Annotated in this window: 25 protein-coding genes and 1 pseudogene; 17 read left to right on the top strand and 9 right to left on the bottom strand. The window is 43.6% G+C overall.

Annotation, left to right across the window (positions count from 1 at the left end; translation table 11 throughout):
- Window positions 1-295 precede the first annotated feature (295 nt).
- Window positions 296-2305: a bifunctional tRNA (5-methylaminomethyl-2-thiouridine)(34)-methyltransferase MnmC2/FAD-dependent 5-carboxymethylaminomethyl-2-thiouridine(34) oxidoreductase MnmC1 gene (gene mnmC / locus ACO59Y_RS07880; protein ID WP_486132159.1), complete on the bottom strand. Its 2010-nt coding sequence runs from the start codon at window positions 2303-2305 to the stop codon at window positions 296-298.
- Between the two features lie 171 nt (window positions 2306-2476).
- Here mnmC and fabB point away from each other — a divergent pair, with 171 nt between their 5' ends.
- On the top strand, window positions 2477-3697 hold the full coding sequence (fabB, locus tag ACO59Y_RS07875; RefSeq protein ID WP_486132157.1) for a beta-ketoacyl-ACP synthase I: 1221 nt from the start codon (window positions 2477-2479) through the stop codon (window positions 3695-3697).
- A 106-nt stretch (window positions 3698-3803) separates the two neighbouring features.
- Here fabB and prlC read toward each other — a convergent pair whose 3' ends face one another.
- Window positions 3804-5855, bottom strand: coding sequence for an oligopeptidase A (gene prlC, locus ACO59Y_RS07870; RefSeq protein ID WP_486132155.1), 2052 nt, complete (start codon window positions 5853-5855; stop codon window positions 3804-3806).
- A 113-nt stretch (window positions 5856-5968) separates the two neighbouring features.
- Between prlC and ACO59Y_RS07865 the strand changes: the two genes are divergently transcribed.
- Together ACO59Y_RS07865 and ACO59Y_RS07860 are read left to right on the top strand one after the other, a co-directional pair.
- Window positions 5969-6355: a YbaN family protein gene (locus ACO59Y_RS07865; protein ID WP_486132153.1), complete on the top strand. Its 387-nt coding sequence runs from the start codon at window positions 5969-5971 to the stop codon at window positions 6353-6355.
- Window positions 6348-7916, top strand: coding sequence for a peptide ABC transporter substrate-binding protein (locus ACO59Y_RS07860; protein WP_486132150.1), 1569 nt, complete (start codon window positions 6348-6350; stop codon window positions 7914-7916). The genes ACO59Y_RS07865 and ACO59Y_RS07860 overlap by 8 nt, the downstream gene beginning before the upstream one ends.
- Window positions 7917-8086: 170 nt before the next feature.
- Here ACO59Y_RS07860 and fur read toward each other — a convergent pair whose 3' ends face one another.
- The 3 genes from fur to ACO59Y_RS07845 form a co-directional block, all read right to left on the bottom strand.
- Window positions 8087-8551: a ferric iron uptake transcriptional regulator gene (gene fur, locus ACO59Y_RS07855; RefSeq protein WP_486132148.1), complete on the bottom strand. Its 465-nt coding sequence runs from the start codon at window positions 8549-8551 to the stop codon at window positions 8087-8089.
- A gap of 22 nt (window positions 8552-8573) precedes the next feature.
- Window positions 8574-9098, bottom strand: coding sequence for a flavodoxin FldA (fldA, locus tag ACO59Y_RS07850; RefSeq protein ID WP_486132146.1), 525 nt, complete (start codon window positions 9096-9098; stop codon window positions 8574-8576).
- Window positions 9099-9204: 106 nt separating this feature from the next.
- Complete coding sequence (locus ACO59Y_RS07845; RefSeq protein WP_486132144.1) at window positions 9205-9990, bottom strand: alpha/beta fold hydrolase; 786 nt, start codon at window positions 9988-9990, stop codon at window positions 9205-9207.
- A 71-nt stretch (window positions 9991-10061) separates the two neighbouring features.
- Between ACO59Y_RS07845 and ACO59Y_RS07840 the strand changes: the two are divergent.
- The 5 genes and pseudogenes from ACO59Y_RS07840 to aroC all read left to right on the top strand — a co-directional run.
- A pseudogene (locus ACO59Y_RS07840) lies at window positions 10062-10118 on the top strand (hypothetical protein); the annotation flags it as partial.
- Window positions 10119-10121: 3 nt separating this feature from the next.
- Window positions 10122-10715: a replication initiation negative regulator SeqA gene (gene seqA / locus ACO59Y_RS07835; protein WP_486132165.1), complete on the top strand. Its 594-nt coding sequence runs from the start codon at window positions 10122-10124 to the stop codon at window positions 10713-10715.
- Window positions 10711-12075 carry an o-succinylbenzoate--CoA ligase gene (menE, locus tag ACO59Y_RS07830; protein WP_486132163.1) on the top strand — a complete coding sequence of 455 codons (1365 nt, stop codon included), beginning with the start codon at window positions 10711-10713 and terminating at the stop codon, window positions 12073-12075. The genes seqA and menE overlap by 5 nt, the downstream gene beginning before the upstream one ends.
- A 3-nt stretch (window positions 12076-12078) precedes the next feature.
- Window positions 12079-15441 (top strand): mechanosensitive channel MscK, encoded by a 3363-nt coding sequence (gene mscK, locus ACO59Y_RS07825; protein ID WP_486132142.1) that lies wholly within the window; start codon window positions 12079-12081, stop codon window positions 15439-15441.
- 10 nt (window positions 15442-15451) lie between these two features.
- Window positions 15452-16525 (top strand): chorismate synthase, encoded by a 1074-nt coding sequence (gene aroC / locus ACO59Y_RS07820; protein WP_486132140.1) that lies wholly within the window; start codon window positions 15452-15454, stop codon window positions 16523-16525.
- Here the strand turns inward: aroC and ACO59Y_RS07815 are convergent.
- The gene (locus ACO59Y_RS07815) at window positions 16496-16642 is read right to left on the bottom strand and encodes a hypothetical protein (RefSeq protein WP_486132138.1); all 147 of its coding nucleotides are present in this window, start codon (window positions 16640-16642) and stop codon (window positions 16496-16498) included. The two genes, aroC and ACO59Y_RS07815, sit on opposite strands and share 30 nt — an antisense overlap.
- A gap of 19 nt (window positions 16643-16661) precedes the next feature.
- Between ACO59Y_RS07815 and mepA the strand changes: the two genes are divergently transcribed.
- From mepA to lpxM, 3 genes are read left to right on the top strand one after another with little or no spacing between them, the layout of a single operon-like run.
- A complete protein-coding gene (gene mepA / locus ACO59Y_RS07810) occupies window positions 16662-17522 on the top strand; it encodes a penicillin-insensitive murein endopeptidase (RefSeq protein ID WP_486132136.1) in 861 nt (286 codons plus the stop codon).
- Between the two features lie 17 nt (window positions 17523-17539).
- Window positions 17540-18307 carry a TSUP family transporter gene (locus ACO59Y_RS07805; protein ID WP_486132134.1) on the top strand — a complete coding sequence of 256 codons (768 nt, stop codon included), beginning with the start codon at window positions 17540-17542 and terminating at the stop codon, window positions 18305-18307.
- Window positions 18308-18337: 30 nt separating this feature from the next.
- Entirely contained in the window at window positions 18338-19297 is a 960-nt protein-coding gene (gene lpxM / locus ACO59Y_RS07800) for a lauroyl-Kdo(2)-lipid IV(A) myristoyltransferase (RefSeq protein ID WP_486132132.1), read from the top strand.
- Between the two features lie 246 nt (window positions 19298-19543).
- On the opposite strand, the gene ACO59Y_RS07795 is transcribed toward lpxM, so the two are convergent.
- Window positions 19544-19990, bottom strand: a complete 447-nt coding sequence (locus ACO59Y_RS07795) for a LexA family protein (protein WP_376923048.1) — start codon at window positions 19988-19990, stop codon at window positions 19544-19546.
- A gap of 260 nt (window positions 19991-20250) precedes the next feature.
- Between ACO59Y_RS07795 and sstT the strand changes: the two genes are divergently transcribed.
- The 6 genes from sstT to ACO59Y_RS07765 all read left to right on the top strand — a co-directional run bounded on the left by sstT (window position 20251) and on the right by ACO59Y_RS07765 (window position 25394).
- Window positions 20251-21495, top strand: a complete 1245-nt coding sequence (gene sstT / locus ACO59Y_RS07790; RefSeq protein WP_486132130.1) for a serine/threonine transporter SstT — start codon at window positions 20251-20253, stop codon at window positions 21493-21495.
- A 176-nt stretch (window positions 21496-21671) separates the two neighbouring features.
- A complete protein-coding gene (locus tag ACO59Y_RS07785; RefSeq protein WP_373604028.1) occupies window positions 21672-22586 on the top strand; it encodes an SPFH domain-containing protein in 915 nt (304 codons plus the stop codon).
- A gap of 72 nt (window positions 22587-22658) precedes the next feature.
- Entirely contained in the window at window positions 22659-23114 is a 456-nt protein-coding gene (locus tag ACO59Y_RS07780; RefSeq protein ID WP_373604029.1) for an NfeD family protein, read from the top strand.
- Window positions 23111-23731, top strand: a complete 621-nt coding sequence (locus ACO59Y_RS07775; protein ID WP_486132127.1) for an NAD(P)H-dependent oxidoreductase — start codon at window positions 23111-23113, stop codon at window positions 23729-23731. Before ACO59Y_RS07780 ends, ACO59Y_RS07775 begins: the two co-directional genes overlap by 4 nt.
- The gene (locus ACO59Y_RS07770; RefSeq protein ID WP_486132125.1) at window positions 23731-24303 is read left to right on the top strand and encodes a TorD/DmsD family molecular chaperone; all 573 of its coding nucleotides are present in this window, start codon (window positions 23731-23733) and stop codon (window positions 24301-24303) included. The genes ACO59Y_RS07775 and ACO59Y_RS07770 overlap by 1 nt, the downstream gene beginning before the upstream one ends.
- Window positions 24304-24326: 23 nt before the next feature.
- Window positions 24327-25394: a PhoH family protein gene (locus ACO59Y_RS07765; RefSeq protein WP_486132123.1), complete on the top strand. Its 1068-nt coding sequence runs from the start codon at window positions 24327-24329 to the stop codon at window positions 25392-25394.
- A 62-nt stretch (window positions 25395-25456) separates the two neighbouring features.
- Here ACO59Y_RS07765 and frdD read toward each other — a convergent pair whose 3' ends face one another.
- Together frdD and frdC are read right to left on the bottom strand one after the other, a co-directional pair.
- On the bottom strand, window positions 25457-25801 hold the full coding sequence (gene frdD / locus ACO59Y_RS07760; RefSeq protein WP_486132121.1) for a fumarate reductase subunit FrdD: 345 nt from the start codon (window positions 25799-25801) through the stop codon (window positions 25457-25459).
- Between the two features lie 12 nt (window positions 25802-25813).
- Window positions 25814-26224 carry a fumarate reductase subunit FrdC gene (gene frdC / locus ACO59Y_RS07755; protein ID WP_486132119.1) on the bottom strand — a complete coding sequence of 137 codons (411 nt, stop codon included), beginning with the start codon at window positions 26222-26224 and terminating at the stop codon, window positions 25814-25816.
- Window positions 26225-26231 lie beyond the last annotated feature (7 nt).

The raw sequence follows: 26231 nt of genomic DNA, 5'->3' as shown, positions 1-26231 counted from the left end.
CATGTGAGAGTAGGGCACCGCCAGGTAGATATGAAAGGAACCCCGGTCAGAAGGCTGGGGTTTTTTTATTGGCAAAAAATCGCAAAACGGGAGAAAGACAAACAGCCGAAGATAAACGGCCAAGAGAAGCGACCGAAGACAAGTGGTCGTGAAGCGCGGTGAGGAAACGGAAACGCGGCATTCTTCGTATTCATCGCATAAACGAATCACCAAGCCACTCCAATGCGGTGCTCAAACCGATGTTCAATTTTGTAGCTTAATATGGTGATCATCGAAACAATGTAAACGATTTTTCTTATTTGACTTCAGAGCCTTTTAACCATTTTCTTATCCAAGCTCGATTCGCCGCTAAATTATGTATAAGCGCTTCGCCTAACGGCATTGGTTCGCCATAAATCAATGAGCCCAACATTTCCCCTAACAAGGGAGCCGAAGTCAATCCACGTGAACCTAAAGCTGCAATTAAAAAAAGATTCGGAAAATTGTCCGCATTTTTGATTGGTTGTCTGCGGCGACGAAGATTGAAGAGATTATGATAATCTTCCTGTTGTTGGATAAAATTCGGCACGTTTCCAACCATTGGGGCGAGATCGCGTACGGAGCAGCGCACGCCGATTCGGGCGAGATTGTCTGACGTGTTCACGTCTTCAGTCCAAGGTTCTGCGATATTTCGCTGCAATTTTTGTTGATTGTCTCGTTGCTCTTGCGCGCTGAAATGGCGATCTGTATTGTCGCGTACATGGCTTGCACCGATGCAATGGCTGGCTTTTACCTGATCAACCGGTGTAAGGTATCCGTCGTAACAAAGCACGGATTTGAGTTTGAGCAAGTTTTCCGATGTCGGAATTTGGCTGACTTGTCCGCGAATTGGATAGAGTGGCAGTTTTTCGGTTTGAGTGAAATCGGTGATTTTGTAGCCGTTGGCGAGCACTACGACTTCGTGATTTATCTGTTCATTTTGTGCATTTCTTAGTTGCCAGCCGTTTGGGGTTTGCAAAAGTTCGGTAATGCTTTGCGAAGTTTTGATCTTCACACCGTATTTTTCTAACAAAGCAAATGTATTTTGTACAAATTGACGTGGTGCGAGCCAAGCGCCCTGGGCAATAAACCCACCACCACAAGGCAATGGTAAACCGACTTTTTTGCTGAGTTGGTCGGCATTTAACATTTCAAAGAGTTCTGTTGGTAAGTCTAATTGCGCAATTTTGGCTAATTTGTTTGCGTTTTTTTCGTCGTACCCGCATAGCGCTACGCCGCAAAATTCGTGTTCAAATTCAACACCTTGTTCCGTTGCCCAATTTAATAATTGACGTCCGTAAGCAAAGGCGTGAATGTAAAAACGCATGGTGAGTTCATTATCGTCGCTTAATTGCGGATAAAAAGCACCTTGTTTGTTTCCCGAGGCATTCAGTGCAAGTTGTTCGTCTTCGCAATAAAGTGTGACGTTGGCGCCGCGTTTGAGTAAGGCAATGGCGGTGCAAAGTGAGGCTATACCGCCACCGATAATCGCCACATCTTGTTTTTCCATTCGAGCCGGTTGCGGCAAATACCAAGGTAAAAAAAGTTCGTTGAGGGTTGAGTTAATTTTTTGTCCGTTTAAACATTCGCGTTTTTTACCAAAGCCTTTGCGTTTGGTTACGGCAAAACCGGCGGACTCCAAGCCTTTGCGCACCGCACTGGCGGCGCTGAAAGTAGCGAACGTGCCGTTAGGCTTGGTAAAACGATAGATTTGACGATACAGATTTTCATTCCACATATCAGGATTTTTACTCGGCGCGAAGCCGTCTAAAAACCAAGCATCTACTTTTTCGTGCATGTAATCGCCAAGTTGCGGTAAGTTTTCCGCCACGTCACCGAACCATAAATCCAGCGTAGTTTCGGCAAAATGAATGCGTTGGCAGCCTTTAATCGGCAACGGCCAATAATACTGTAACCGTTCGCTAAGCTCGGAAAATTGCGGATAAGCCTGATGCGCTTGCGCAAGCGAGGTTGGTTTTAGCGGATATTTTTCAAAGGAGAGCATGAACAGTCGTTTTAGCACCGCATTGGAATGTTGTGCGCGGAATTGACGAAAGAGCGCGGTAACCGCGAAAAAGTTTAATCCCGTGCCAAAGCCCGTTTCCGCAACGACAAAATGCGTATTTTTATGCGACAACCAGCGTTGCCATAATTGGTTTCCTTGTAAAAACACATAATCCGTTTCGGCAAGCCCGTCTTGGTTGGAAAAATAAACGTCATCGAATTGTTCGGAAACAGGAGTGTTTTCTTCATTAAAATGAATTTTCGCATAGGAAACAGAGAGCATTTTTATTCCTTTCTTGCATTATGGAATTAACTTATAATAACCGAATTTTCGGGCTTATTAAATTTGTCAGCCGTGATAACTGGTCAAACAAATGAATTATTGCTTGAAATATTTTTATTTCGTAGTAATTTTGCCCCGTCATTTTACATATAAATCAATAAGGAAGAAGCAATGAAGAGAGCTGTGATTACAGGCTTTGGTATTATTTCAAGTATCGGTAACAACAAAGAAGAAGTGCTTGCATCATTAAAAGCGGGCAAATCAGGTATCGAAGTGGTGCCTGAATTTGTGGAAATGAAAATGCGTAGCCATGTTGCCGGCACCATTAAACTGGATCCGAGCGAACACATTGATCGTAAAGTGTATCGTTTTATGGGCGATGCGGCGGCTTATGCTTATCTTTCTATGCGTGAAGCGATTGAAGATGCCGGTTTAAGCGAAGAGCAAGTTTCTAATGATCGTACCGGTCTTGTTATCGGTGCGGGTACCGGTTCGGCGCATAACCAATTAGTGGCGTGCGATGCGGTACGCGGCCCACGTGGTGTAAAAGCGATCGGCCCTTATGCGGTAACGAAAACTATGGCATCAAGCGTTTCGGCTTGTTTGGCCACGCCTTACAAAATTCGTGGCGTGAACTATTCTATCAGTTCCGCTTGCGCGACGTCTGCGCACTGTATCGGCCATGCGCTGGAATTAATTCAATTAGGCAAACAAGATATTGTTTTCGCCGGCGGTGCTGAAGAGCTTTCTTGGGAATGTGCAACTGAATTTGATGCAATGGGCGCAGTTTCTACTAAATACAATGACACACCGGAAAAAGCTTCTCGTGCTTACGATGCAAACCGCGACGGTTTCGTGATTGCAGGTGGCGGTGCTGTAGTTGTGGTGGAAGAATTGGAACATGCGCTTGCTCGTGGTGCGAAGATTTATGCAGAAATCGTGGGTTATGGTGCAACGTCCGATGGTTACGATATGGTCGCACCGAGCGGCGAAGGTGCCGAGCGTTGTATGAAACAAGCAATGGCGACGGTCGATACGCCGATTGACTACATCAATGTACATGGCACATCGACTCCGGTGGGTGACGTAAAAGAATTAGGGGCGATTAAAAGTGTCTTTGGTAATCATACCCCGGCGATTTCTTCTACCAAATCTATGACGGGTCACTCCTTAGGTGCAGCCGGTGCGCACGAAGCGATTTATACTTTATTAATGCTTCACAACGATTTCATCGCACCGAGTATTAACATTGAAACCCTAGACGAAGCGGCGGAAGGTTGTAACATCGTGACCGAAACCAAGGAACACGCAGGCTTGCAAACTGTCATGTCAAACAGTTTCGGTTTCGGCGGCACGAATGCAACTTTAGTATTCAGACGCTACAACGGTTAATTAATACTTTAAAAAAACAGTCGATTCTTTATTAGAATCGACTGTTTTTGTTTGGGATCGCCAAATAGCACCGCATTGAAAGCAGTTTCAATGCGGTGCTGTTTGCTTATTGCAGATTAGTTGGGGCGATGCCTTTATGTCTTAACAAGGCATCAAGTTGAGGTTCGCGGCCGCGGAAGCGTTTAAAGAGTAGCATCGGTTCTTCGGAGCCACCGCGGGTTAAGATTTCATCTAAGAAGGATTTACCGGTGATCGGGTTAAAAATGCCTTCTTCTTCAAAACGCGAGAACGCATCGGCCGATAACACCTCCGCCCACAAATAGCTGTAATAGCCCGCCGCGTAACCGCCGGCAAAAATGTGGCTGAAGCTATGTGGTGTTCTTGCCCAATCGACGCCTTTAATTACCGCCACTTGTGATTTTACGGCTTTCAAGGTATCCAAAATTTGATTCACTTTTTCAGGTTCGAATGTATGATGCAAGCGAAAATCGAAGATACCGAATTCAAGTTGACGTAAAATAAACATTGCCGCTTGGAAGTTTTTCGCTTTCAATAATTGTGTAAGTTTTTCTTTTGGCAACGGCTCGCCCGTTTCATAATGACCGGAAATAAATGCCAGTGCATCTTCTTCCCAACACCAGTTTTCCATAAATTGACTTGGTAATTCCACCGCATCCCAAGGCACCCCGTTAATGCCCGCCACATCAGAAACATCGATTTGGGTGAGCATATGATGAATGCCGTGCCCGAATTCGTGAAACAACGTAGTGACTTCGTCATGAGTAAAGAGTGCCGGCTTATCGCCGATAGGCGCGTTGAAATTGCAGGTTAAATATGCCACCGGCGTTTGAATTGAACCGTCAAGCTTACGTTTACGGCCGATACAATCATCCATCCAGGCGCCGCCGCGTTTATTTTCGCGCGCGTAAAGATCAAGATAAAAACTGCCGCGAATTTGATCTTTTTCATCAATTAAATCAAAGAAACGCACGTCTTTATGCCATGTGTCCACACCGAAACGTTCTACCGCACGAATATTAAAAATGCGTTTAATCAATTCAAATAAGCCGGAAATAACGCGTTCTTCCGGAAAATACGGGCGAAGTTCTTCGTCGTTGATGGCATATAAGTGTTGTTTTTGTTTTTCGCTATAAAAACTGATATCCCAAGGAGCAAGTTCAGTAATGCCGAACTCTTTTTCGCAATAATCTTTCAGATCTTGCAACTCTTTTTCACCTTGCGGTTTGGCGCGTTCCGCCAAATTATCTAAGAAATCCAGCACTTGTTGAGGGTTTTGCGCCATTTTTGTCGCGAGGGAAAGTTCGGTATAGGTATTAAAACCGAGCAATTTCGCCAACTCTATGCGCAAAGTAAGAATTTCTTCCATCACTTTGCTGTTGTCCCATTTCCCCGCATTCGGGCCTTGCTCGGAAGCGCGAGTCGCGTAAGCGCGGTAGATTTCTTCACGCAATGCGCGATTTTCGCAGTAAGTCATCACCGGCAAATAGCTCGGAATTTCAAGGGTGAAGCGATAGCCTTGCAACCCTTTGTTTTCAGCGGATTGTTTTGCCGCTTGCAAGGCGGATTCAGGCAGACCGGTAAGTTCGGCTTCGTCTTCAATTATTTTTTCCCAGCCCATAGTGGCGTCTAGCACATTATTACTGAATTGAGAATTCAATTCGGATAAGCGAGCAGCAATTTCACCGTAGCGTTTTTGTTTTTCTTCCGAAAGTCCGATGCCGGAAAGTGTGAAGTCGCGTAAGCTGTTTTCAATGGCTTTCTTTTGCGCCACAGAATAAGTGGCAAATTCTGGGGTGTTTTGCAATGCTAAATAAGCGTTGTAAAGCCCTTTATGTTGGCCCACCCAAGTGCCGTATTCGGAAAGTAACGGCAAGCAGGCTTGATAGGCTTCGCGTAATGTCGGGCTGTTTTTTACCGCATTCAAATGTGAAACCGGTGACCAAGCGCGGCTTAAGCGATCGTTGACTTCAGTTAGCGGCAAAATAAAGTTTTCCCAAGTAAAGTGCGGCTGTGCGAGCACTTGTTCGACGGTGTCACGGCAGTCTTGAATAAGTTTTTCAATGGCGGGTTGAATGTGTTCGGGTTTGATTTGTGAAAAAGGCGGTAAACCTTGCATATTGAGTAATGGGTTTTGCATAATTATTCCTTTTAAATACGCTTTTTTAAGTCGCGGCAAATTTTATAATATCAAGGTTGAAAAATCTAAAAAATCAGCAATAATGGTTCGCATTTTCTCTTATCAGATATTTTATGAAATACGTTTACGTTTTATTGGGTTTCGTTTCGCTCTTACTAGGCATTATTGGTATTTTTATTCCTTTTTTGCCGACTACACCGTTTTTGTTGCTTACCTTATTTTTCTTTACCAAAGGGTCGAAACGGCTAGAAGCTTGGTTTATGCGCACGTCCGTTTATCAAAATCATTTAAAATCCTTTAATGAGCGCCGCGCCATGACGAAGAAAACCAAGATTTCCATTTTAGCGCTATCTACCACGATGTTATTAATTGGTTTTTATTTCACACCGAGCCTGATTGGACGCTGCACTATTGCCGCCTTGATTGCAGTGAAATACTGGTTTTTCTTATTCTGGATTAAAACCGAAGGGGAAAGCGAAGACCTGATTGAAAATGACTAAATGCCTCCCTTACTGGCTGAAAAGCGCACTTATTTTTTCTATTATTTTGGCGTCGAACGGTTGTGATAAATTTAATCGAACTACGCCAACAGCACCGCATTCAAATCCTTCTGTTACTGAACAATCGTCTTCGCTTAATTATGATCGCGAGAAATTAACACGCGGCATTGAGCCCAATGCGGTGCTATCTCCATGGTTCGTTACGGAAGCGGGGCAAACGTCGTTGATTCGAGATTTATTCGAGGGCTTAACGGCTTATGACGCGCAAGGTAATTTGGTTCCCGCTGCAGCGGAAAGTTGGCAAACTGAAGATAACCGAAATTGGACGTTTATTTTGCGTGACGGGCTGAAATGGTCAAACGGCACGCCTTTAACCGCGCAGGATTTTGTGCTTTCTTGGCAAGCGCTTGCGCAATCGGAAAGCCCGTTAAAATCTTATTTGTTGTATTTAAACGTGCAAAATGCGCAAGCGGTATTAGAGAAACAACAGCCTTTAAGCCGTCTTGGAATCTTTGCGGAAACTGACCGTACTTTATTGATTCGGCTTGATAAACCGACGCCTTATTTGCCGGAAATGTTGGCGCATGTCGCGTTACTACCGCAATATCATGATTTAAACTTGATGGTATCAAATGGGGCTTATCTGTTTTCGTCGCGTGATGAAAATGGCGTACATTTAGTAAAAAATCCCTATTATTGGCAAAAAGAGGCGGTGTCGTTTAATGCGGTGGATTATTTGTTTACCGAGAACGATGGGGGACAGCGCTTTGATGTGCTTTGGTCACCGAAGCAAACTCACGAAAATAGGCCGGAAAACGTGCAATATTTTCCGCAATTATGCGGTTATTTTTACGAATTTAATTTGCGCGATCCGAAGTTAGCCGATCCTTTAGTACGAAAAGCTGTTGCCTCTTTAGTTTCGGTGACATCTATTACCAATCATGAAATGCCGAATGCGGTGCCAAGTTCTTACTTCTTACCGAAAGCGATGTTGCAAGGGCAGGATTCGCATTGGGAACCGGTGGTAGCGGAGCAGTTATTGGCGCAAAGTAAAATTACCGAAAAGCACCTCCTGACTTTACAGTTGAGTTATGACGATTTCGCGCTGCATCGCAATATTGCCCATCGTTTGGCGCGACAATTATCGGAATCGGATTTATTGCGGGTAGAAACACAGCCGATGAGTTGGCAACAACTACAAGAAAAACGAACGAAAGGTGAGTTTCAGTTGATTCGTTCCGGTTGGTGTGGCGATTTTAATCACCCGATGGCATTTTTAGGCTTGTTTTATTCCAAAAGTCCCGATAATAAAAGCGGTTATGCGAACGAAAGCTATGATGCACTTTTTGAGCAGGCACTGAAAAGTACGGATGAAAAAGTGCGTTTGGACATTTATTTAAAATTAAGTGATATCATTCAACGGGAAAATCTGTTGCTGCCGCTGTTTCAATATACTACGCCGGTTTATATTTCACCTTCCGTGATGGGTGCGCAGCCTAATTCGATCGGGGCGATTTACAGCAAACATTTATGGCGCAAAGTGGAAAGCGCTACACCATAGGCTAAAATATATCGCTGAGTAAACGTGGGCGTTTAATATCCTTGTCGACGAGATCGTAATTTCAACCTTAATTGATTCTTCATTAAAAACAGCACCGCATTGAAACGACTTCCAATGCGGTGCTATTTTGTGAGGCTAATTTCAGTGAATTTATTCTTGTGGCTTGAATATTATTTGTTTTCGTCTTCGTCTTCGTCTTTTTTAATGATCTCTTCACATTTCTCAATATCGCTGCATTTGCCGTAAAGATATAAACTGTGCGCTTTGAGTTTAATGCCGTATTGTTCACTGATTTCTTTTTGGCGTTGTTCGATCAGATTGTCGGAGAATTCAAAAACTTTGCCGCAATCTTCACAAATGATGTGATCGTGATGTTCGGTTGGCGCCAATTCAAATACCGATTTATTGCCTTCAAAGTTGTGACGAATCAAAATGTGCGCTTCATCAAATTGGTTTAACACGCGATAGACGGTAGCTAAACCGATGTCACTGCCTTGTTCAAGCAAAATTTTATAGACGTCTTCTGCAGAAAAATGTTCGTTTTTGTGATCTTGCATTAAGGCAAGGACGGTCAAACGCGGTTCAGTAATTTTTAAGCCCGCTTTTTTGAGCAATTTAATATTTTCTTCAGACATAAAGTTTCCTTGTTTTATGATGTTAAGCGAGTTCCGCCAAACACATTTCGTCGTAAATTTGTTTACACCATTTTTCAACGCGTTCTGCGGTGAGTTCGGGTTGGCGATCTTCATCAATACATAAACCGATAAAAGTACCATCTTCTAATAAGGCTTTGGAGGCTTCAAAAGTGTAACCTTCGGTCGGCCAATTCCCTACGACAATAGCGCCATGCGGTTCAATGATATCGCGCACGGTACCGATGGCGTCACAAAAATAATCGGCGTAATCCTCTTGATCGCCGCAGCCGAAAATCGCGACTAATTTATCGGTAAAATCAATTTCTTCTAAGGTTGGGAAGAAATCGTCCCAGTCTGCTTGAGCTTCGCCGTAGTACCAAGTCGGAATGCCAAAAAGTAAAAAATCATAAGCTTCGATGTCTTCTTTTGAGGTTTTTGCAATATCACGAATATCGACTAAATCAGCGCCTAATTGTTTTTGAATCATTTTCGCGATGTTTTCGGTATTGCCCGTATCGCTACCGTAAAATAGACCCACAACTGCCATCTTTCTTTCCTTTAAAATTAAATGTTTGAAAATATTAAAAATCAAAAGGGCTCAGAGCCCGTGATTTGCGCGCACTATATCATAGTTCAATTCTCATTTAAACCGATTAATTCTTATTTAGAAATCGATTAATCGCACGAATGACGAACGCCGGCTTTTGTGCATGAACCCAGTGTCCGCAACCGTTTATCGTAAATGATGAGGCATTTGGGAATTGTTGTAAAATCCGCTCGGAATCTTGCAGTTTGATGTAAGGGGAATCGCCGCCTTTGATAAATAAGGTCGGTACCGAAACCGATACATCTTGCCAAGCCATCAAATTTTCGTAATTGTTGAAAAGAGCGGTTAAATTAAAACGAAAAAATTCCGGCGAAGTCGGTTCGAATGATTTCAGCATAAATTGAACTACGCTCGGATCGGCGATTTGTTGCGCCAAAATCGGTTTGGCTTGTTGGCGCGATTGCGGCTTTGCTGCATTCACCGCAAATAAACCTTGAAACACATCTTGATGGCCGCGATTGCCGTAAGGCAGTGGCGCGATATCAATAACGATCAATTTCTCCACGATTTCGGGATGCCGTGCGGCTAATTTCATCGCCGTTTTCCCGCCCATAGAATGTCCGATTAAAATGGTTTTTTCCAATTTAAGATGTCGAATCAGCGTAAATATATCTTCCGCCATTAAGTCATAATTCATCAATTCGGAATGAAAACTTTGCCCGTGGTTGCGTAAATCTACACGCAGAATATTGTAGTCGTCACTAAAAGCCCGGGCGATCACGCCGAGATTATTCATATCACCGAATAAACCGTGAATAAAAATTAAAGTGGATGAATGAAGTGCTTGTTTTGCTTGATCAAATTGGAAATTGAGTAATTGAGGAATAGGCATATTTTTTCGCGTGAGAATTTGTTAAGAAACCGCTATAATGGGCGAAAATTCTAGCAAACGGAGAGGTAAAAATGAAGATAATTGAAGTGGATGAAGAATTATACCGATACATTGCAAAACAAACGCAATCAATCGGCGAAAGCGCTTCAGATATTCTCCGCCGCTTGCTTCATTTGCCCGCGAACCCGAGCGCTACGTTAGATTTCGTTTCTTTTGATGGTTCCATTACCGAAGACGCAGTTAAATCCGATGCGGTGCTCGAAAGCGAGGTTAAATTGACGAATGCACCGTCGCAACAAGAGACGTTTTTGGAATCGAAAACTGCTGCGCCTAAAATGGCTAAAAAACAATCAAATGAAGCCATTAACCAAATTAGCGACAAAGTGCGCCTATTACTAAATTCTGACGAATTTAAAGAAGAAAGCAAAGCAGTCGTACGTTTCTTGGCGATTTTGCGTGTACTTTATCGCACTGATCCGGAAAGCTTCGCCCAGGCGACGGAATCCTTGCAAGGTCGTACCCGAGTATACTTTGCGCGAGACGAAGCGACTTTACTAATGGCGGGTAACCACACTAAGCCGAAACAAATTCCTGATACGCCGTATTGGGTGATTACCAATACCAATAGCGGTAGAAAAATGTTGATGCTGGAAGGCGCCATGCAATCCATGAATTTGCCGGAAAGTTTGATTGACGAAGTGCGGGCGTATTTTGTCAGCAATTAACCTTTTTCCTTGGCAAGTTTTTGCCGATAATCCTCAATCTTCCCAAACAATCGCCTTGCGTTCCTCGCAAGGTGATCTTTTTACTTGGGCTGACGTCGCGCAAAAAATTAATCAAACTGCAGCTTTTTTGCAACAACGGGGCATCACACCGCAAAGTATGGTCGCTTTTTGCGCGAAAAATTCAGAAGCCATACTTTTTCTTTATCTGGCAAGCCTTCAATGCGGTGCTAAAATCATAGGGCTAAATCCGGCGTTCCCGCAACAGAGAATCGACCAATTCTGTCGTGAATACGGTGTTGATTTATGTTTGCGTCATGAAGATTTGGCGAATATTTCCGAATGCCCATTAGCAAAACTCGAAGAAGCTGATTTTCTACGTCCGGCGACAATGACGCTCACTTCCGGCTCCGGCGGCCAGCCGAAAGCGGTACTGCATAATGTGCAAGCCCACTTGGATAATGCGCGCGGTGTATGCCAATTGATGCAATTCCACGCGACGCAATCTTGGTTATTGTCATTGCCGTTGTACCACGTATCGGGGCAGGGGATTGTGTGGCGTTGGTTAGTTTGTGGCGCACAATTGCATTTTCCGCAAACGGATTTTTACGCCTCGCTATTGCAGGCTACGCATGTTTCGCTAGTGCCGACTCAGCTTCAACGTTTATTGGATTATTTGGCTCGGTACCCGCAAAGCGAAGTGAAGACGCGTCATATTTTATTGGGCGGCGCACATATTCCGGTGGCGTTGACTCAAGCCATTCGCACATACGGCATTACGCCGTACAGCGGCTACGGCATGACAGAAATGGCTTCCACCATTTTCGCCAAAGTTTCTGATGACAAACCCGGCGTCGGGCAAGCATTGTTAGGGCGCGAGTTTCAATTAGTAAACGATGAAATTTGGCTAAAAGGCGCAGGGCTTGCCATGGGGTATTGGAAAAACGGTGAAATCCTTCCTTTGATTAACGAATCGGGATGGCTGCAAACTAAAGATAAAGGCCTGTGGCAAAACGACGAACTGGTGGTTGTCGGACGCTTGGATAATATGTTTATTTCTGGCGGGGAAAATATTCAGCCTGAAGAAATCGAAAAAACGATTTTGCAATCGGGCTTGGTAAAACAGGTTTTTGTGTTGCCAAAAGCCGATGCCGAATTTGGCGCACGTCCGGTAGCATTGACAGCGTTTCACGAACAATTTAGTGAACGCGCAGTGGAAAAGCTACGCATTTTTTTACAAACCCATTTGGCGCGTTTTAAACAGCCGGTGGCCTACTATCCGCTCCCTGATTTGCATCAGGGCGGCATAAAAATTTCTCGGAAAACATTAGCCGATTGGCTACTTCAACATATTGAGTCATAAGTTATGAAAATTTCTCGTTTTTTCACCGTATTACTTGCCGCCTCCGTGGTAGGGGCGACATTGTCGCAAGATGCGACGGCAGATCAACCGAAAACCGTAGCCTTGCCGACGGAACAAAGTCTGAAAGCAGAACTTGCTGCCGCACAAAAAATCGATGACGGAGAAGCCAAACAGCACCGCATTGAGGAACTGCAAAGCGCACTGGATTTGTTGCAACAAATTCAAACCCAGCGAAAAAGTAATGACGATTTGCTGGCGACCTTAAACAATTCTGATAACGAAATTCAGAAAAATAATGCGGATTTGCAGAATCTGAAAAAGCGTTTTAATCAGGCCGATGCCGATAATTATAAATTAACCGCGTTGGCGGATTTACAAGCGTCTTTAGAAAAGCTCAACAATCAACAACAAGATACGCAAGCTGCATTGAGCGCCGCCAATGCGGTGCTGGCGGGGCAAAGTGCCGTGTCCGAACGAGCGCAAAGTGCCTTGACGGATAACGCCAAACGTAGCCAAATCTTAAATCAGGAATTGTCGGACGGTACGGTGAGTTCCGCCAAAAAGCAGCAAAATCAATTGGAATTGGAACTGATTGATTTAAAAAATAACTACAACCAGATTTTGTTGAAAAACAGTGATCAATTAACGGTTCTTTATCAAAGTCGTTACGATTTATTAAATGCAAAACAACAAGTTCAGCAGCAGCAAATTGCAGCGATTCAAGATGCGATTAACCAAAAAAATCTAGCGCAAAGTCAAAACCAAGTGCAGCAGGCACAACAGCAGCAACAAAAATCCGTTAATAACGATTACATTCAAAAAGAATTGGAGCGCAATGCACAATTAAGTCAGTTCTTGTTACAACAAACGGAAAAAACCAATACCTTAACCCAAGACGAATTGCGTATGCGCAATGTGTTGGATAACTTAACGCAAACCCAGCGTACGATAGATGAGCAAATTAGCGCGTTGCAAGGCACATTGGTATTGTCGCGGATTATTCAGCAACAAAAACAAAAGCTGCCGACTAATTTAAACATTCAAGGATTATCCAAACAAATTGCCGATTTGCGGGTGCAAATTTTCGATATTACTCAGCGTCGTAATGAACTTTACGATTTAGATAGCTACATCAGCAAAGTGGAAGCGGAAGAAAATCAAGTTTTTACGGCAGAGGAAAAAACACAACTGGAGAATTTGTTGCTTGAGCGCCGCAAAATGGCTTCGGATGTGATTAAGTCTTTGAATAATCAACTTAATCTCGCGATTTCCTTAGAATTGACACAGCAACGAATTACCCAAATCAGCGACCAAATTCAGGCGCAACTTGATCAGCAAAGTTTCTGGGTAAGAAGCAATAATCCGATCAATTTAGACTGGTTGAAAGCGTTGCCGACATCGTTGGATATACAATTTAGCGGGATGTTGAAACACCTCGGTTTTCCGACGAATTTTGATAATTTGCCCTACTTGCTGAGTTATGTGTTGATTTTAATAATTATTGGCGGGGCAATTTTTAAATTTAAGCCAACCATTAAACAACGTTTGGCATTAATTAACAGCGAAATCAATACATTACGCTCAGACAGCCAATGGCACACGCCGATAGCATTAGTATTGACCGGATTGCTGAATTTATCCGGTACGCTTTGGTTCCTCGCCGTCTGTCAGATGATCGGTTTTTTCTTTTTCCGTGATCCGCAAGAATTCTGGGATTGGTCGTTCCGTATGGCGGGTTATTGGTGGTTCTTTAACGTATGGTACGCGATTTATCGTCCGAACGGCATCTTCGTGCGCCACTTCGGTTTTGCCCAAAATGATGCGGAAAAATTCCGTAGTGTGGTGAAACACATTATTGTCGCCGTGATATTGTTATTGAATACTTCGGTATTTAGTAACGTAATGGATAACGGCTTGGCAAATGATGTACTAGGCGAGCTTAATACCATTGCTGCGTTGATTTTCTGTGTAGTGATGATTGCTCCGCGCTTTAATAGTGCATTACGTTCCTTTGAAAAAAGTCAATCAAAACGCAATAATGTGGTTGTAAAAACGATTCAAGTGTTGTTGCAGTTGATTCCGGTCGGTTTGATTGTGTTGGTAGTATTAGGCTATTACTACACCGCATTGAATCTGATTCAACATATGATTAATTCCTACATTGCGTGGTGCGTTTGGTTTATCCTTCGTCAAACCGTTTATCGCGGCATTACCGTATCTTCCCGCCGTTTGGCGCATCGTCGTTTACAGGAAAAACGTCGTCAAAAAGCCGAGGATCTTAATGACACTCCGCCTTCCGATGATGTGGTATTGGTTACTGCGCAAGAAGAAGGGTTGGCGCTTAATGAGGTGAGAAGCCAGTTATTACGCTTTGCGGATCTTTTTATCTGGACTGCATTATTCGCCATTTTCTATTTTGTTTGGTCGGATTTAATCACAGTCGCCAGCTATCTGCGCGATATTACCTTATGGCAGCAGAGTTCGCAGGTGGACGGCGTATCCGTGACGGAAAGCATCACGTTGTTCAATTTATTGGTTGCGTTGGTCATTATCGCCATTACCTATGTTTTGGTGCGCAATATTTCCGGTATTTTAGAAGTGTTGGTTTTCTCGCGGGTGAAATTATCGCAAGGCACGCCTTACACGATTACCACTTTACTGACTTATGTTATCGTCGCGATTGGCGGCGCTTGGGCCTTTGCCACACTGGGGATGTCGTGGTCGAAATTACAATGGCTATTCGCCGCACTTTCTGTTGGTCTTGGTTTTGGTATGCAAGAAATTTTTGCTAACTTTGTCTCAGGCATTATTCTCTTATTCGAACGCCCGATTCGGGTTGGTGATACCGTGACAATTAATGACGTGACCGGAACCGTGGCCAAAATCCGCATTCGTGCCATCACGATTATTGATCCTGACCGAAAAGAAGTTATCGTGCCGAATAAATCCTTTGTAACGGGACAAGTGACAAACTGGGCGCTCTCTAATACCGTGACGCGATTAATTGTGAATATTGGTGTGGCTTACGGCTCGGATTTAGCCTTGGTGAAACGTTTGTTGTTACAAGCAGCGAACGAGCAACCGGGCATCTTGAAAGATCCGGAACCACATGCTTTATTTTTGAGTTTTGGTGCCAGCACTTTAGATCACGAATTGCGTGTGTATGTTGGTCAGCTTTCTGAACGGACTAGTGTCACCGACGCCTTAAATCGCCGTATCAACGAATTATTTGCCGAGAATAATATCGATATCGCCTTTAATCAACTTGATGTCTTTATTAAAAATAACGATAGCGGCGAAGAAATTCCTTTTGTGAATATGAACGCAGTTAAATTAGCAAACACGCAAGCACAACAAATAAAATAAGAGAGAAATTATGGCAGGAAACACAATAGGGCAACTTTTCCGCGTCACCACTTTCGGTGAGTCCCACGGCACCGCATTGGGCTGTATTGTAGATGGCGTACCGCCGAACATGGCGCTGTCGGAAGCGGATATTCAACCGGATTTGGATCGCCGCAAACCGGGTACCTCCCGCTACACTACACCACGTTGCGAAGATGACGAAGTACAGATTTTATCCGGCGTGTTTGAAGGGAAAACCATCGGTACCAGCATTGGTATGATTATTAAAAACGGTGATCAACGTTCGCAAGATTACGGCGACATTAAAGACCGTTTTCGCCCGGGACATGCGGATTTTACTTATCAGCAGAAATACGGCATCCGCGATTATCGCGGTGGCGGTCGTTCTTCGGCCCGTGAAACCGCTATGCGCGTGGCTGCCGGCGCCATTGCGAAAAAATATTTACGCGAGCGATTTGGCATTGAAGTACGTGGTTTTTTAAGCCAAATCGGCAAGGTCAAAATCGCCCCGCAAGTTATTGAAAACATCGATTGGGCGGAAGTGAACAACAATCCGTTTTTCTGCCCGGATAAAAATGCGTTGGAAAAATTCGATGAATTGATTCGCGATTTGAAAAAGCAAGGGGATTCCATCGGTGCGAAACTGACCGTAGTGGCCGAAAATGTGCCGGCAGGTTTGGGCGAACCGGTGTTTGATCGTCTGGATGCGGATTTAGCCCACGCTTTAATGAGCATTAACGCCGTTAAGGGCGTGGAAATCGGCGATGGTTTTGCTGTGACGGAACAACGCGGCAGTGAACATCGTGACGAAATGACGCCCGAAGGTTTTCTTTCCAATCATGCCGGCGGTATTCTCGGTGGCATCAGCTCCGGACAACCGATTATTACCACTATCGCGTTAAAACCGACCTCCAGCATTACTGTGCCGGGGCGTTCGGTAAATCTCAATAATGAAGCGGTGGATGTCATTACCAAAGGTCGCCACGATCCTTGTGTTGGCATTCGCGCGGTTCCTATTGCGGAAGCGATGACGGCAATTGTGTTATTGGATCATTTATTGCGTTTTAAGGCGCAATGTAAATAACGGTTTCACTTTCGGCATCAAAAAGCATTCAATGCGGTGCTGATTTGCAGCTTCAACAACGAACTGCGTAAACAGCACCGCATTGGATGCGGGTTCAATGCGGTGCTCATTTGACACTTTGTTTTAGTGAGAATAAATGAATAAAATTTTACTAACCACGTCGTTTATATTAAGCGCATTTTGGGTATTTTGCGTGCAAGCTGCGCCACAAGATTGGCAGAGGGTAAAGCGTCCGATTCCAAGCGAGGACGGTAAGGCGAAGCCGATTGGCAGCTATTCCAACGGCTGCATTATCGGCGCGCAGCCTTTACCTTATAAGGGGGACGGCTATCAAGTGATTCGCTTGAATAAAAACCGTTATTACGGACATCCCAACATGATTAGCTATTTGCAACGTTTGGGGCAACGCGCGAAAGCCGCGGGCTTGCCAACCATGTTGGTGGGCGATATTGCTATGCCGGGCGGCGGACGTTTTTTAACCGGGCATGCGAGCCATCAAATGGGGCTGGATGCAGACATTTGGTTGCGCATGGGCAGTATGTCCGATAGTGAAGCACTGAATTCTGACGGCAAAGGTTTGTTGGTGGTGAACCGCCAAACTCGGCGCGTGGACGACAGTATTTGGAACGCCAACCATGCTAAGCTGATTAAATTGGCAGCAGAAGATTCGGAAGTTACTCGTATTTTTGTCAATCCTGCAATTAAATTGAAACTTTGCGAAACGGCAGGAGCCGATCGCGCTTGGTTGCACAAAATTCGTCCTTGGTTCGGGCATGACTCTCATTTCCATGTGCGTTTAAAATGTCCGGTAGATGCCACCTATTGTGAAGAGCAAGCACCGGTGCCTGCGGGTGATGGATGCGGTGCCGAACTTTATTCTTGGTTTGAGCCGGCAAAACCCGGTGCGCCTTCCGGTAAACCAAAAACCGTTCCACCCGAGCCGTTTTTATGTCAGCAAATATTGAACTCACCAAACCGTAGTGAATGGCTAGAATAATGATTTGAGGTAAACCTATGGAATTTGGCATGGATATTTTAGGGCTGTTATTTGCAGTTGCTTTTGTGGCGGCTTTTATTGACGCTATCGCCGGGGGGGGCGGTTTAATTACTATTCCTGCCTTATTGATGGCCGGTATGCCGCCTGCAATGGCATTAGGTACCAATAAATTGCAGGCGTTTGGCGGTTCTTTATCGGCAAGTTTGTATTTTTTGCGTAAGAAGGCGGTGAATTTGCGCGAATTTGGCTTTATTTTATTCATGATTTTTATCGGTTCAGTGATCGGTACATTATTAATTCAAAGCATTGATTCATCGCTGGTTAAAAAAGGTTTGCCGTTTTTAATCCTTGCTATTGGGCTTTATTTCCTTTTTACCCCTAAGTTAGGCGAAAACGATAAAAAACAACGTCTTTCTTATCCCATTTTTGCCCTTTCTTTGGGAATCACATTAGGTTTTTATGATGGATTTTTTGGGCCGGGCACGGGCTCATTAATGAATTTGGCTTGCGTATTATTGCTTGGTTTTAACTTAACCAAAGCCACCGCCCATGCAAAAGTGATGAATTTAACCTCAAATATCGCTTCGGTTATTTTTTTCTTAATTGGCGGACATATCGCGTGGACGGTTGGTTTCGTGATGATGGCGGGCAGCTTAATCGGCGCAAATTTGGGGGCGAAAATGGTTATGAGCAAGGGTAAACGGCTAATTCGTCCGATGGTGGTGGCGATGTCTTTTATTATGACCGTTAAAATGGCCTATGACCAAGGTTGGTTTAATTTTTAGAGGGCGGTGGATTTCCTCGCAGTTTTTATTATGACAGATTCTCAAAAACAACTACGTTTAACTGCCCGATCAGGTTATGAGGCGCATTTTTCTTGGTCCTATTTTAAGCCGCAATATTGGGGGATTTGGCTCGGTATTTTCTTTTTGTTGTTATTGGCCTTTGTTCCCTTTCGTCTGCGTGATAAATGGGCGGCTAAACTCGGGATGTGGATTGGCCACAAGGCGAAAAAACAACGCCGACGTGCACAAATTAATTTAACGCATTGTTTTCCAAACTGGACAACACAACAGCGCGAAGAGGTGATTGATAAAATGTTTGCGGTGGTGGCACAAGTGATGTTTGGTATCGGTGAAATCGCCGTTCGCTCGAAACGACATTTACAAAAACGCGGTGAGTTTATCGGGCTTGAACATATTCGACAAGCCAAAGCGGAAGGCAAAAACATTATTTTAATGGTACCGCACGGTTGGGCGATTGATGCGTCGGGGATTATTTTGCATACGCACGGTATGCCGATGACATCGATGTATAATCCGCATCGCAATCCTTTAGTCGACTGGCTATGGACGATGATGCGCCAGCGTTTTGGTGGCAAAATGCATGCACGCCAAAATGGCATAAAACCTTTTTTAAATTACGTAAAACAAGGCGAAATGGGCTATTACTTGCCGGATGAAGACTTCGGTGCGGAACAAAGCCTGTATGTGGATTTCTTCGGCACCTATAAAGCCACATTGCCCGGTTTAAATAAAATGGCGAAACTTGCCAAAGCAGTGGTGATTCCGATGTTTCCGCGTTACAACGCCGAAACTGGAAAATACGAAATAGAAATCCATCCAGCCATGCAATTAACCGATGATCCGGAACAATCTGCGCGCGCCATGAATGAAGAAATCGAGCGTTTTGTCACGCCGCAGCCGGAGCAATATGTGTGGATTCTTCAATTACTAAGAACGCGTAAAGACGGGCAAGATCTTTATGACGATTAATTCTTGATAGTCGCAAAGTAAGTTGGGCAGTAGCTTTCAATTTTTTTTGAAGCGCTATCAGCCTGATCTGCAAATAGCACCGCATTGGAATTGCTTCCAATGCGGTGCTATTTTGTGAGTGTAATTTCAGCCCTGCGCCGTGGCTATTTAACATGGCTAGTTATTATATACTGCGCAGGTCTCATAGAGAGTGGCATTAATGCATATTAGTGCGTATTTAGAACTAGATTGGCGTTTATCCGCGAATTAAGCGGCAAATTTTAAGCCATTACGACGCGGCTGAATTTGGTGAATCGTATTGGTCACCGTGCCGATAATCGGCAATGAAGTCCAATCTTTAGTTTTGATGTTGTGCATTTGAGAATCTAGTGCCATGAAAATAAATTCATCGTTGTGCGAGATAAATTCATAAATGTGAAATTCATTGCCCGTTTCGAGTACCACAAAATCGCCCACAGCGAGGTTGTCATTTTTTTCCACCACGAGCATATCGCCTTGTTCAATGCCCCAAGCCAACATATTAGGGTTGGTCACGCGAATGAAACAGGTTTGTTGAGGGCGTTTAATACAATATAGGTTCAAATCAAGTTTTTTGTTGAATGTAGGATGTTGTTCGATATCGTTAAAAAACGGCATCGGATGATAAGAAAACGTCATATCATTTTGAGCGATTGTATTTGCGTAGTTCATCATCTTAGGTTCCTCTAAGCTTTTGAAAGTAGTGGTTGTTTGTACAGGTATTAATATACTGTTGTTTTGTACAGGCTGTCAATATTGAATAGAAAAAATTTTTTTATGTCGCAAAATATTAGAAAATATTTATAAAACGATAATTTGGAGAGAAAAATAAAAAGAAAACGTTTTCTTTCAAATGAAATTTAAGCTATCTTTACGGTGTTTTAGGCGGATCATCAATGATCTTAAGTTCAATCTCGTTTTTATTTAATCTTATTATGAATACATCACGTTTAGTTCATTTTCTTTTCCAAGGTAATTTGGTCAAACGAATTGCTATTGGTCTTATCCTAGGGCTCCTTGTCGCGCTTGTTAATCCGAGCATTCAACAGACGCTTGATTTTAATTTAGCATCAAATGTTGGCGTGTTAGGACAAGTTTTCGTAAAAGCATTACGTGCAGTAGCACCGATTTTGATTTTCTTCCTTGTTATGGCAGCTTTAGCGAATAAAAAAGTCGGCTCCAAAAGCAATATGAAGGAAATTATCATACTTTATTTACTTGGTACGTTTTTAGCCGCGGTTATTGCGGTAATTGCAAGTATGCTATTTCCATCGGAAGTCGCATTGGCGGTGAGAGAAGACGCCAGTGCGGCGCCACAGTCAGTGGGAGAAGTGTTATTGGCTTTGGTTTTAAATGTAGTGGATAATCCATTAAATGCAATTTTTAAAGCGAATTTCATCGGCGTGTTAGCTTGGTCTATTGGTTTAGGTTTAGCGCTTCGTCACGCTTCTGAAAACACGAAGCAAACTGTGGCAGATTTTGCGGAGGCGATTTCCGCCATTGTACGCCTTATTATTTCTTTTGCGCCGTTAGGAGTATTCGGTTTGGTGGCGGAAACTTTGTCGGACAAAGGTTTATCGGCATTAGGCGGTTATGCGCAATTATTGGTTGTATTAATCGGTACGATGTTATTCACCGCATTTGTGATTAACCCGCTCTTGGTGTATTGGAAAATTCGTCGCAATCCTTATCCATTAGTATGGACTTGCGTGCGTGAAAGCGGTGTAACGGCATTCTTTACCCGTAGTTCCGCAGCGAATATTCCGGTTAACATTGCTTTGGCAAAACGTTTAAATCTTGATGAAGAAACCTATTCGGTTGCGATTCCGCTCGGGGCGACCATTAATATGGCGGGAGCAGCAATTACGATTACTGTATTAACCCTTGCGGCGGTAAATACTTTGGGAATGGAAGTGCCGTTTATTAGCGCCGTGTTATTGAGCGTCGTCGCATCTCTTTGCGCATGCGGCGCATCGGGTGTGGCCGGCGGTTCATTATTACTTATTCCGTTAGCTTGTAGCTTGTTTGGTATTTCTGACGATGTAGCGGCGCAAATGATTGGCGTTGGCTTTATTATCGGTATTTTGCAAGACTCTACGGAGACCGCATTGAATTCTTCTACCGACGTGCTATTTACCGCAGCGGTATGCATGGAAGAAGAACGTAAAAATAACGCATAGTCAGATGATTCTATAAAGCGGGCGAAAGTCCGCTTTTGTTTTTTACGCAGTCGTTGGTTATGCAGTGCATGGTGTTTTGGTATTTGTCAGGCGGAATGGCGGATATTGTTATGTACAAAGTGCGTGCTAATTTGATAGACTTTTTGTAGTTACATTAATCAAAAAGGGGAACTGAAATGGATGGGGTAATTGTTGCAACAATCGTCTTTCTTGTACTGGTCGTTGTCGTTTTATTTTCTACCGTCAAAACTGTACCGCAAGGTTATAATTGGACGATCGAACGCTTTGGGCGTTATACACGCACTTTAATGCCGGGTTTAAACTTGGTGTTGCCTTTTGTGGACCGCGTTGGTCGTAAGATCAATATGATGGAGCAAGTATTGGATATTCCGTCGCAAGAAGTGATTTCCAAAGATAACGCCAATGTGTCCATTGATGCGGTGTGCTTTGTGCAAGTGATTGATGCACGTAGCGCGGCTTATGAAGTGAATCACCTTGAACAAGCTATTATTAATTTGACAATGACCAATATTCGTACTGTATTGGGGTCGATGGAATTGGATGAAATGCTGTCTCAACGCGATTCCATCAACGGTCGTTTATTGGCGATTGTGGATGAGGCGACCAATCCTTGGGGAATTAAGGTGACGCGTATCGAAATTCGCGACGTACGTCCGCCGCGCGAATTGATTGACTCGATGAATGCGCAAATGAAAGCGGAACGTAATAAACGTGCGGAAGTATTAGAGGCGGAAGGAATTCGTCAGGCGGAAATTTTACGTGCCGAAGGGGAAAAACAAGCGCGTATCTTGAAAGCGGAAGGGGAGCGTCAAGAAGCCTTCTTACAAGCAGAAGCGCGTGAACGTGCGGCGGAAGCGGAAGCCAAAGCGACTCAAATGGTCTCTGAAGCCATTGCCAGTGGTGATACCAAAGCAATTAACTATTTTATTGCACAAAAATATACCGAAGCCTTAAAAGAAATCGGCGGTGCACAAAACAGTAAAGTTGTCCTGATGCCGCTTGAAGCAGGTAATTTAATCGGATCCGTTGCGGGTATTGCGGAATTATTAAAAGGCGATAAAAAAGCGTAAACGGTATTTTATGTTTAAAAATGCGGTTGAAGTGAACCGCATTTTTTCTATCTATTTTTCCAAGGAGGCAATATGGCGGAATGGTTGACGACATGGACATTGTGGCACTGGTTGGTACTAGGTTTCGTTTTGCTGATTGTGGAAATTATGGTGCCGGGTGTATTTTTGCTTTGGTGGGGCTTAGCGGCGTTAGGCACCGCATTGGTGCAGTTCCTTATTCCGGCTTTTTCTCTTACCGAACTGGCGATATTTTATGCGTTATTGGCTTGCATTTTGTCGGTAGGTTGGTGGAAATATCAGCACGGCAAAGATCATCGTGATCAAGTTAAAACGGCCTTAAATCAGCGCGATCACGCCATGCTCGGCAAACGCGGCAGCGTGCAAGAAATTGCATCAAACGGCATCGGACGCGGTGTATTCGGTGATACCACTTGGCGTATCCAAGGCGAATGTCTTCGTGCAAATGATCTGATTGAAGTGAAAGCCGTTAGCGGCATCACATTAATTGTTCAAAAGGTGACGGAATGAATCACCTTATTATTTTTGCACATCCGAACGCGAAAGGCAGCTTTGGCCGCGCCATTGCCGATCGCGTAGCGAAAACTGGTCAAGCGTTAGGCGTGCTAACTCAGTTTCGCGATCTTTATGCGATGAATTTTAATCCGATTATTTCTTTTGAAGAATTACAAGCGGCGAATAAAGGCATTATTCCCGAAGAAGTTAAACACGAACACAATCTTATTCTTCAGGCCGATTTAATCAGCTTAGTTTACCCGTTGTGGTGGATGGGTTTTCCGGCGATTTTAAAAGGCTACTTAGATCGCGTGTTAAGCCATGGATTTGCCTATAAAACAGAAAACGGCGAATCTGTCGGCTTGCTGAAAGGTAAACAAATGCAGCAATTCATTACCATTGGTAGCAACGTGAATAAATATAAAGAATGCGGTATGGATAAGTCTCTCGACCATTGTTTGGTGAACGGCTTGTTTAATTATTGCGGTATTGACAACGTTAGTTATGAATTATTCGGTGATATTCATTTGATTGATGACGCAGCCCGTCGAGCGATGCTTGATCTTGCCGAGCAAAAAACTCGCGAAAAACTCACCATACTTTTGCAACAAAATGCACAGGAAAACGCTTAATGACCCAACAAAATCAAGTCAATAATTTCTCTTTAATCAGCCGTTTATTCGGCAATTTATTCTATCGCCTTCCCTCCGATGCGGTGCTCTCCGGAGTGTTCGATTGGTTGCAACAAAAAGGTTTAAACCAAGTTTGGGCGTTGGATACGGATAAAGAAAGCCAAGCGGCTTTGGATAATCTTCAACTGAAAATTGATTTGAAGTTGCTCGATCAAGAATATCAAAAACTATTCGGCGCCGAAGGTAAAGTACCGACAGCAATTTCCGCTTATGGTTTGAATTTGTCGGAATTTGTCGCATTTCGACAAAAATGCGGTATGCCTGATATCGAAAGCGCGGATCATTTTGCGCTACTTTTGCTCGCTGCCTCTTGGCTAGAAGATAATGAGGATTCCGTTGTTACACAGCGAGTACTGTTTGAAGATTTTCTACTGCCTTGCGCGGCAAAATTCCTCACTCAAGTGGAAACCTACGCTACACTGCCGTTTTACCGCTCGCTTGCTTCGCTTACACGAGAGATTTTAGCGGCGATGGCGGACGAGTTGGATGAAAGTGCGTTCAATTTAGACTAATCTACCATTACAATAATATTTCAATGACGACATTTACTCTCGAACCTCAAGACAACGGCCGCCTTCAATCCCTTTGCGGTGCGTTTGATGAGCATCTTAAACTCATCGAAAAAGAGTTTAATCTCAATATTTCCCGTAACAATTTCACTTTTACTATCAAATCCAACGAAGAAAATCCTAAATCGCATCATGAAAAGCTAATTCAATGCGCAATTAAATTAATTCAAGATTTGTACATGGAAACCGCGCCGATTAAAGGTAAAGTAAAAGAGCTAGAGCTGCAAAACGTACATATGGCGCTACAGGAAAGTCGAATGTTATCGCAGCAAGTGGAACCGGAACGTGCGAAAAGCGATGTTTATAGTAGTGTGATTAAAACTAAGCGTGGTGTAATTAAGCCGCGCGGCGTCAATCAAGTGCAATATTTGCATAATATTCTGATGCACGATATTAGTTTTGGTATCGGGCCGGCAGGAACGGGGAAAACTTTTTTAGCCGTAGCAGCCGCCGTAGAAGCTTTGGAACGCCAAGAGATTCGTCGCGTGTTACTTACCCGTCCGGCAGTAGAAGCCGGAGAAAAATTAGGCTTTTTACCGGGCGATCTAGGGCAAAAAATCGAACCTTATTTGCGCCCTCTTTACGATGCTTTGTTTGAAATGCTGGGTTTTGAACGCGTGCAAAAACTGATGGAACGCAATGTGATTGAAATTGCACCGCTTGCGTATATGCGCGGTCGAACTTTAAACGATAGTTTTATCATTTTAGATGAAAGCCAAAATACTACCGTGGAGCAAATGAAAATGTTTCTTACCCGTATCGGTTTTAATTCCAAGGCAGTCATTACCGGGGATATTACTCAAATCGATTTGCCGCGTAGTACTAAATCGGGCCTTCGTCATGCAATTGAAGTGTTGAATGCGGTGCCGGAATTGAGTTTCAATTATTTTGATAGTCAAGACATTGTACGTCATCCGGTAGTCGCGAAAGTTGTACAAGCATATGAAGCCTGGGAAATTCAGGATGAAATTCGTCGTAAAGAACGTGAAGAAATTCGAAAACTAGAGCGTGAGCAAGCTGAAGTACGCAATTGAAATAAGAGAAAATTAAAAAACGCGTTGACGATAAACTCAACGCGTTTTTTCTTTAATTTTTCTTATAAAGCAATTACTGCAAATAATACCCAAACGGTGTAAACGGTAGCCAAACCGTAGAAGATAAAGCCACCGGCAGGAACATGGATTTTAAGATCGTGCATACCGTGGTGGATACGGTGTAATCCGCACCACATTGGGAAAATAGTGAGCACAAGAATTATAAGTTTTCCGATCCAGGAATACGCGAAGGTAATTAAGTTAGCCGGATCGATTAAGCCGAAAGGTAACAACAAGCCTAAGATTAAAATTACCACGGGGAAGAAAATTGCGCTAACTGTACCGCCGGCACCGAAAAGCAACCATACCGGTGGTTCGCCGGAGCGTTTTGGATTTTTATCAACCATTTTTTCTCTCCCTTAGATATAAACTAAAACTAGTGCAACCAGGCTTACAAGTCCGGTTACCGCCCAAAGCACATTTCTGATAACGTGATGCGGTAAACGTTCATTTTTTACAATGATGTTCATCACTTTTGGCGTCATTAAGAAATAAGTCACGGTGTGGTAAAGTGTCGCCACGAGCGTAATGATATTTAACACCACTACGATTGGATTTCTTAAAAACTCAATGAAATTCAAAATACCTAGGCCCGGTATTGGGTTGCCGGCAAGGCAAAGCACGCCATAGAGCAACACGATACAGAACCATACAGCAAAAATTGAGGTTGCTTCACGTAGCATATAAGCCTTGTAGAAGTCTAATTTTTGCCACCAAGTAGCCGTCATTGGGCGAACATATTTTTTGCGTTTACTAACAGTTACTGACATATCTTCC

The organism is Rodentibacter sp. (assembly GCF_057314195.1).
Note: the sequence above shows the minus strand (reverse complement) of the source record. Positions and strands in the feature narration are given on the sequence as shown.

What these genes read in the sequence shown, in the direction of transcription:
- lpxM (WP_486132132.1), top strand. Translation starts at nt 18,338, where the DNA reads ATGACAGATTCTCAAAAACAACTACGTTTAACTGCCCGATCAGGTTAT.
- ACO59Y_RS07805 (WP_486132134.1), top strand. Translation starts at nt 17,540, where the DNA reads ATGGAATTTGGCATGGATATTTTAGGGCTGTTATTTGCAGTTGCTTTT.
- frdC (WP_486132119.1), bottom strand. Translation starts at nt 26,224, where the DNA reads ATGTCAGTAACTGTTAGTAAACGCAAAAAATATGTTCGCCCAATGACG.
- ACO59Y_RS07860 (WP_486132150.1), top strand. Translation starts at nt 6,348, where the DNA reads ATGACTAAATGCCTCCCTTACTGGCTGAAAAGCGCACTTATTTTTTCT.
- mnmC (WP_486132159.1), bottom strand. Translation starts at nt 2,305, where the DNA reads ATGCTCTCTGTTTCCTATGCGAAAATTCATTTTAATGAAGAAAACACT.
- ACO59Y_RS07845 (WP_486132144.1), bottom strand. Translation starts at nt 9,990, where the DNA reads ATGCCTATTCCTCAATTACTCAATTTCCAATTTGATCAAGCAAAACAA.
- ACO59Y_RS07785 (WP_373604028.1), top strand. Translation starts at nt 21,672, where the DNA reads ATGGATGGGGTAATTGTTGCAACAATCGTCTTTCTTGTACTGGTCGTT.
- fur (WP_486132148.1), bottom strand. Translation starts at nt 8,551, where the DNA reads ATGTCTGAAGAAAATATTAAATTGCTCAAAAAAGCGGGCTTAAAAATT.
- aroC (WP_486132140.1), top strand. Translation starts at nt 15,452, where the DNA reads ATGGCAGGAAACACAATAGGGCAACTTTTCCGCGTCACCACTTTCGGT.
- ACO59Y_RS07770 (WP_486132125.1), top strand. Translation starts at nt 23,731, where the DNA reads ATGACCCAACAAAATCAAGTCAATAATTTCTCTTTAATCAGCCGTTTA.
- frdD (WP_486132121.1), bottom strand. Translation starts at nt 25,801, where the DNA reads ATGGTTGATAAAAATCCAAAACGCTCCGGCGAACCACCGGTATGGTTG.
- mscK (WP_486132142.1), top strand. Translation starts at nt 12,079, where the DNA reads ATGAAAATTTCTCGTTTTTTCACCGTATTACTTGCCGCCTCCGTGGTA.
- ACO59Y_RS07765 (WP_486132123.1), top strand. Translation starts at nt 24,327, where the DNA reads ATGACGACATTTACTCTCGAACCTCAAGACAACGGCCGCCTTCAATCC.
- prlC (WP_486132155.1), bottom strand. Translation starts at nt 5,855, where the DNA reads ATGCAAAACCCATTACTCAATATGCAAGGTTTACCGCCTTTTTCACAA.
- sstT (WP_486132130.1), top strand. Translation starts at nt 20,251, where the DNA reads ATGAATACATCACGTTTAGTTCATTTTCTTTTCCAAGGTAATTTGGTC.
- fldA (WP_486132146.1), bottom strand. Translation starts at nt 9,098, where the DNA reads ATGGCAGTTGTGGGTCTATTTTACGGTAGCGATACGGGCAATACCGAA.
- ACO59Y_RS07780 (WP_373604029.1), top strand. Translation starts at nt 22,659, where the DNA reads ATGGCGGAATGGTTGACGACATGGACATTGTGGCACTGGTTGGTACTA.
- ACO59Y_RS07865 (WP_486132153.1), top strand. Translation starts at nt 5,969, where the DNA reads ATGAAATACGTTTACGTTTTATTGGGTTTCGTTTCGCTCTTACTAGGC.
- ACO59Y_RS07775 (WP_486132127.1), top strand. Translation starts at nt 23,111, where the DNA reads ATGAATCACCTTATTATTTTTGCACATCCGAACGCGAAAGGCAGCTTT.
- mepA (WP_486132136.1), top strand. Translation starts at nt 16,662, where the DNA reads ATGAATAAAATTTTACTAACCACGTCGTTTATATTAAGCGCATTTTGG.
- ACO59Y_RS07795 (WP_376923048.1), bottom strand. Translation starts at nt 19,990, where the DNA reads ATGATGAACTACGCAAATACAATCGCTCAAAATGATATGACGTTTTCT.
- fabB (WP_486132157.1), top strand. Translation starts at nt 2,477, where the DNA reads ATGAAGAGAGCTGTGATTACAGGCTTTGGTATTATTTCAAGTATCGGT.